We start from the raw sequence: 6,838 nt of genomic DNA, 5'->3' as shown, positions 1-6,838 counted from the left end.
AATATAAAAGCTTATTTTCAATAAAAAACACATCATAATACCCCCTTGCCTTTTAACCACAAAAATATTGAAGTTATTATTTAGAAGCAATTAATAGAAAAATAAACAAATCTTTTTTAAACAAGCTACTAATAAAAATATCTCCATCGAAAATAAAGTATAAAAATTCAAAAACCATTTAATAAAGTATCAATAGAGTTAAAATACATATAGCTTACTTTTAATTTTAAAGAGGAATACAAGAAATAATTTCTTGTATTCCTGTTATAAGATTGGGAGAACCAAGTTGATAATTTCACCCATTTCTTTGGATCTATTAATTTAAGTTTCGACTTTACTTATTTGAGCTTAGCCATTTGGTCGAGTCACAATCGGGAAAATTGAATCTGGACGTTTAAACATTGCAAAGAATTTTCCAATTTTCAGTGGATTACCTTTGACTTTACTGTCTTTAGAAAGCAGGACTTTTACCCCTTCTATTTGACCTGTAATCATTTTTAGATATAAGGGCTTGGTTAAGGTTAATGTAGGGCAATCCAATGCCAAATCTTTACTTTCATCATAACGCTTAAACTGCATGACTGAGTTTTCAACCCATAATGAAAAATGCTCTTTGGTATCCGACAAAACCAGATTGATACACTGGTTTTCATTTTTTAAATTTTCCACATCTAAATTTGTCGCCATAGCTTCAAGAAATCTTTCAGTTGGTGTATGAATCAATAAATCACTCGGATCAGAAGTATTTTGTAGGGGTACATTATTTTGTAGCTCTTGAGCGCCCACCAAAAAGAAATTACGCCAAGTTGAAGCCTCAGCAGCATAGCCCAATTGACGATAAGTATTCGCCAATAAGTCTTTTGCTTGTTGGTTTTGAGGGTTATTCAACACAATATGTTTTAAAATCTCGGCAGCCCATCTATAGTCAGCTTGAGCGTAGGCATCCCGCGCATTTTTCAATGCATTGTTCTCCCCACCTGCTAACTCAATATATTTTTTTGCAACAGCTTTAGGGGGTAATGGATCTAAATTGGAAGGATGGGCATCGAACCATCCCATATAATATTGGTATACTGCTTTTACATTATGTTTTAGGGTTCCATAATAGCCATGAGCATATAGTTTTTGATCAAGTGCCGCTGGAAGCTTAATTTTTTCGGCAATTTCAGCGCCATTAAAACCAGAGTTCATATATCTCACCGTCTGATCATGCGTGAACTTATAAACATCTCGCTGGGTTTTAATAAAATCTTGAATATTGTCATTGCCCCAGACAGGCCAATGATGCTGTGCAATCAATACATCGGATGCTTTGGCATGCTGCATTGCTTGGTCTAGATAGCCCACCCATTTTAAGGCATCACGGACTTTAGCACCCCGAAGGGTATAAAGATTATGCATGGTATGAGATAGAATTTCTGCGCCGTTATAAAGTTTCAATGATGGGATAGAGAACGTTAATTCTGCTGGTGCTTCTGAACCCGGCACGTTATAAAACACAAAATCCAAGCCATCAACCGTCATTTTCTGTTCTGGTTGAGTGATCAGTTGTGTAGGCTCAAGGATGCCCATTTTTCCCACAGCAACAGCCTTACCTAAACCTGTATCCACCAATCCTTCCGCATTTTTAGGTAGAAAAGTTCCATACATATAAGTCGCACGACGTATCATGGCTGAACCTGCCATCACATTTTCACTGGTCGCTTCTTCCATAAAGCCTTTTGGCGCAATAATTGGAGTTTTTCTAGCGTTAATTTCTTCGCTAGAAAGAACGCCTAATGCACCACCAAAATGATCGATATGGCTATGGGTAAAGATAATGGCTGAAATTTTTTGCTCACCTAAATGCTGTCTAGCAAATTTAAGTGCTGCTTCAGCCGTTTCTTTAGAGGTTAATGTATCCACAATAATCCAGCCAGTATCACCCTGAATGATGGTCATATTTGCCAAATCAAAACCACGAATTTGCCAAACTCGATCTGTTACTTTAAATAGCCCAACATTGTTGTTTAATTTTGCTTGTCGCCATAGAGTGGGATTAACGGTATTTGGTGCTTGATCTTGTAAAAAACTAAATGCATCAAAATCCCAGATAACATTGCCTTTCTCACTTTTAATTTGACCTGTTGGCTTGGCAATAAAGCCCTTTTGAGCCTGATTAAACTCAGTCATATCCTCTAAGTTATACTTCGCCTTATATGTATTATTTGATTCAATGACCGCTTTTTCTACTACAGTATTTGCTGCAAAAACAGAAAATGGCAGAATAAGCATCAATGAAACTGTTAAAAACTTAATTTTCATCTTCTTTCCTTTTTTTAAATAGAGGTGGTCCCACATGTTTGAACAACTAAAAGCTTATTTATAAGTGATACTCTGCTCTAGTTAAGCTACCTTATTTTGTTGTGGTAGCTGGTCATAGTAAAACTCATCTGGAGTCATTTTGTCCAGACTCGAATGAGGTCGTTTCAAATTATAAAATTCAAAATATGCGTTTAATTGCTTCTTCGCATCCAAAACATTGCTGTAGGCTTTGAGATACACCTCTTCATATTTAACGCTCCGCCATAATCGTTCAACCATCACATTATCAACCCATCGACCTTTACCATCCATGCTGATTTGGATGTCATTTGATTTCAATACATGGTGTTATTGGTGCAAAAACTTTATTGGCATTAAATAAAATAATGTGCCATGAAGCTATGGATGCTAGAAACCCTCCTATTGGTGCAAGTTACTGTTCGACAGATGAAATTATCAGATTATTTAAAGAGTCGTATGATCAAGGGGACTTATTGGCCAATTATCATTTAGGTGAGTATTTGCTTTATAAGGTTAGGAGTGTGGAAAGTGTAGAAAATTTGATTGATCTATTTTTGAAGTCAGCTAAAGTTAATCCTAACTCATATTATTATATAGCTAGAATCCACACAGGTTTTTTTGAATATTTAAAATATCCATTCAAGCCTCAGGATTACGATGATATAGTTAATCCTGAAAAAGGCATTTATTTTCTTAAAATTGCAGCAGATCATGGGGTTGTTGAAGCTGAAATTTGGTATGGATTATTTTTGTTGGGAAATGAATATTTAGAAAAGTATGATAGATTATTTTCTTGTAAATTTAAGTCTATAGAACGAAATTTAGACTCACAATTAGGTATTAAATATTTAATTTCGGCCGCTGAAAAAAAATCTGCGAGTGCTTGTAAATGTCTAAGTATGATTTATTCTCAACATCCAGATTTTAAAAATAATGAATTATCTTTTTATTGGGGGATGTTGTCAAGAAAATATGTTCAAAGCATAACTCCATTTATAAACATATTTCATTATTTTGAGGAGTTGATTGATTGTAAAGGTATTCTTGAGTTTATAGAGTAATAAAATTTACAATAGATATTGAACTTTATATATTTAACCTGCTATCTAAATTTATAGGTAGCAGGGAGTTTTATTTAGCAAGTTCTGATCAAGCTTTTGACCTGACTTGTATTAAAATAATCAGCGATTTCATTTAAAAAAACACGACGTCCTTCATCTGCTTTTACGTAGCTTTGTTCCAATTGTGCGCCGTGCTTTAGCATCAGATCAACAGTATAAGCATTGTCTTTTTCAACGGCTAGCATGAAGGGTGTATAGCCTTTTCATCGGTAACCCTGGATTAAGGGGATTGCTCCCCTTAATGATTATTTGGCATTACCACGGCCACCCCCTGATGGGCGACCTGTTGTACTTGGCCAATTACCACCAGGGCCAGGATGAGATGATGGTGGACGGTTGTATTGAATGTGCATGAGGATAATCCTTCGTTTACATAGCGAAATTGCTATGAATTGAAGAATATAGAAATGCAATATTTTCTTCTTCTGAGAGAATGGAGTTTAATTTTTATAGAGTAACTTTCGCTTGCTCTAATACCCAATCTTCAAATTTTTGAAGGTGGTTCCGAAGCATATCCATAGGTCGGACAGTGTAATGTTTTTCTGCTAAGGCGCTTGGTTTATGGCCTGATATTTGTGCAGTCACACCTACAGGAATATCAACCCATTCTGCTAAAGATTTGAAAGATCGTCTTAACCCATGAATAGTTAAATCGATATCAATTTCGCGACAAATCTTTTTAAACTCTTTATAGGGGTTGACAATGTATCCTGTTACAGAAGTACTGCTACTAAATATATAGTCTGAATCATTTGTTTTTTTCAAGTCAAGTAAGAGTTTCTCTACGTACTGGGTCATAGGGATGGTACGCCCGCTATCATCAACTTTATCTTTTAGTTGGATTGTCTTCCATCTGAAATCTAAATCGATCCATTTAAGTGATAGAAATTCTTCTTTTCGAGCCCCAGTTAGTAAGCAACAAATATAAAATGTAGCCAAGGTTTTGTTTTGGGAATTGAGAACGGTAGAGAACCATATTTCTAGCTGCTCTTTTAGGAGACAGTCTTTTCTTGCTTGAATTGGCTTGACTTTGGATCTTACTTTTTTTGATTTAATAGCATTTGTTGGTGCTATTCCTTGGAATCTATCATCTTCTTCACACCAATTTAGAAATGCTCTAACAAGACGAAAAGCTTTACTAGCTGTAGTTTCTCGATAAGTATTATTCTGAAGCCATTCAGAAAAAAAGTTGTTATCAAGATCTGATAACTTTTTTTCTAATAATTCAAAAATAGGCTGAGGTTTATAGTGAAAATTTTTGATTTCATCAAATCCACCTTTTGATAGTAATAAATGATCAAGGTAGGTACGTTCTCTCCATCTTACTTTATTTTCTTCAAGATAAATATTCCAAGCTTCTTTGAATAAAGTTTCTTTTCGTTTTTCAGTCTTAAGATATTCTTGGTCTGATTTAATACGTTTATTTTTTTCAACTTTGGGGTCGATCCCTTGCGTACACATTACAGCAAGCTCTTTAGCTTTTTCACGAGCTTCAGTTAGTCGCCAATCTTTAATATTACCAATAGTTATACGCCGTGTTGTAGACCCTACACGTCCTTGAAAGATATATGTCTTTTTATTGTTTGGGGTTACTTTTACCCCAAAACCACTGGTAGAGCTATCCCAATAGAAAGAAGGCTTTGAGTCAGATCGGCATTCTAGTTTTTCAATTGCTGGTTTTGTAAAATTCATATGGATACCAAAAAAATAAGCAATTAGTAAGCAATTTAAGGTTACTATAATCAACACTAAGGGCCAATAGTTGATAGTTAAAATATTGTAAGCTATTGTATTTGTATTATTTTAAGTTAAATTTATTGGTATTTATATTTTGGGTTATAGAACTCATAATCCGTTGGTCGACAGTTCAAGTCTGTCTGGGCCCACCAAATTTTATAATCATATGCATTCATATGAGATCCAAACCCTTAATTCTAAAAGAGTTAAGGGTTTTTTATTGCTTTGTTTAACGTCATATAACTTCATATGGGAACACGCTCTGTGTATCCTTGTTTGTATCCTAAATTTAAAATATAACTCAGGGATACAAGATAAAAAATATAAGGATAATCCTGCGTTATGAATACACATTCAGGAAAGGCTGATGTTATAAACCGTTCAACAAATATTGTTCAGAATGGAACAGTAAGACGTAAAAAAATGTAGAAGATCGATATAAATCTTTAAAGCCTAAAGTTAAAGAATATCGTGAGCCAACTGATATAGCGGGTTTATATTGCAGAGTTCAGTCTAATGGCAAAAAATCGTGGCAATATCGTTATAAAAATTCCAAAGGCAAATGGTCATGGATTGGATTAGGAGCTTACCCTTCGGTCAGCTACTTACAAGCAAGAGAAAAAGCTGAAGATATGCTCAATGGTAAAGTTGAAATAAAGACACAGGCTGAGGTTAAGCAACTCAAGTCGCAAGAGCAAAGTGAATTATTTTCAAATTTAATATATGAGTGGTTAGACCGAAAAAAATTAGTGTGGGCTGCTGATACTTATCGAAAAGAAAAGCAATCAGTTGAACGGCATTTAATACCAGTCTTTGGACATCGTGCATATAAGTCAATTACGCCGACAGAATGGTTGGAGTTTTTTACTGAAAAGCAAATAAATGAAAGAATTTTTAACAGAATTGAAAAGCTGATTTCATGTTGTTCAGGTGCCTATAGTTTAGCGAAGTTTAAAAAGGGAATTTTATATAATCCGCTCGAAGGTATTGGAAATCATTTAGCAAAAGGTGAGTCCGAAAGCATGAAGCACGTAAAGATTCATCAGTTACCAAAAATGATTTCATTGATTCGAAACTCTTCATCTAGACCGATTGCAATAGGTTTAGAGCTTTTAATTCATATGTTCCCGCGTCCAGGAGAGCTACAAAATGCACGATGGGAGCAATTTGATTTTCAAGAGGCTGTATGGGTAAGACCATCGTATATGATGAAAAATAGAATTGAACATGGAATTCCTTTATCAAGGCATGTAATTCAGCTTTTACAAGAACTTAAGCAATATTCTGGAGAAAGTGAATATCTATTTCCAGGTAGAAATGATCTAGGTAGACCTATTTCAAATTTAACATTCAATGCTGCACTAAATAGATTGGGTTATAAAGGGAAGCAAAATCCTCACGGTTTTAGACATATTGCCTCGACCAACTTAAATAAACATTTTAGTAATAAATCTCAGGTGATCGAAGCAGCATTATCTCACGTGAAAGGCGGTGTTAAAGGAGCATATGATCAAGGAGCCCACTTAGAAGAGCGTTATGAGATTATGGAGTGGTGGAGTGCCCATATCGAATCACTCTTAACTTAATACTCAACAACTAATTTTAAATATCACTCGTGAGAGTGATATTTTTTTGAGTTTTACATGGATTTAATT

General features: G+C 34.8%; 4 protein-coding genes, 1 tRNA gene and 2 pseudogenes. 3 read left to right on the top strand and 4 right to left on the bottom strand.

Features of this window, described 5'->3' with window-relative positions; all coding sequences use genetic code 11:
- Window positions 1-348: 348 nt before the first annotated feature.
- Together CL42_RS10475 and CL42_RS10470 are read right to left on the bottom strand one after the other, a co-directional pair.
- Window positions 349-2,304, bottom strand: coding sequence for an alkyl/aryl-sulfatase (locus CL42_RS10475; protein ID WP_000693745.1), 1,956 nt, complete (start codon window positions 2,302-2,304; stop codon window positions 349-351).
- Between the two features lie 81 nt (window positions 2,305-2,385).
- A pseudogene (locus tag CL42_RS10470) lies at window positions 2,386-2,646 on the bottom strand (integrase core domain-containing protein); the annotation flags it as partial.
- Between CL42_RS10470 and CL42_RS10465 the strand changes: the two are divergent.
- Window positions 2,634-3,386, top strand: a complete 753-nt coding sequence (locus CL42_RS10465) for a sel1 repeat family protein (RefSeq protein WP_035267973.1) — start codon at window positions 2,634-2,636, stop codon at window positions 3,384-3,386. The pseudogene CL42_RS10470 and the gene CL42_RS10465 sit on opposite strands and share 13 nt — an antisense overlap.
- 74 nt (window positions 3,387-3,460) lie before the next feature.
- On the opposite strand, the gene CL42_RS16695 is transcribed toward CL42_RS10465, so the two are convergent.
- Both CL42_RS16695 and CL42_RS10460 read right to left on the bottom strand, forming a co-directional pair.
- Window positions 3,461-3,631 carry a hypothetical protein gene (locus tag CL42_RS16695; protein ID WP_228133260.1) on the bottom strand — a complete coding sequence of 57 codons (171 nt, stop codon included), beginning with the start codon at window positions 3,629-3,631 and terminating at the stop codon, window positions 3,461-3,463.
- A 262-nt stretch (window positions 3,632-3,893) separates the two neighbouring features.
- Window positions 3,894-5,138 (bottom strand): tyrosine-type recombinase/integrase, encoded by a 1,245-nt coding sequence (locus CL42_RS10460; RefSeq protein ID WP_035267971.1) that lies wholly within the window; start codon window positions 5,136-5,138, stop codon window positions 3,894-3,896.
- Window positions 5,139-5,198: 60 nt separating this feature from the next.
- Between CL42_RS10460 and CL42_RS17035 the strand changes: the two genes are divergently transcribed.
- Together CL42_RS17035 and CL42_RS10455 are read left to right on the top strand one after the other, a co-directional pair.
- Window positions 5,199-5,335: transfer RNA gene (locus CL42_RS17035), tRNA-Leu, on the top strand.
- Window positions 5,336-5,525: 190 nt separating this feature from the next.
- Window positions 5,526-6,769, top strand: a pseudogene (locus tag CL42_RS10455) (tyrosine-type recombinase/integrase).
- Window positions 6,770-6,838 lie beyond the last annotated feature (69 nt).

This window comes from Acinetobacter sp. Ver3 (assembly GCF_000632455.1).
In the GTDB taxonomy this organism is placed as follows: Bacteria; Pseudomonadota; Gammaproteobacteria; order Pseudomonadales; family Moraxellaceae; genus Acinetobacter.
This window is presented reverse-complemented; position numbering and strand designations above follow the sequence as displayed.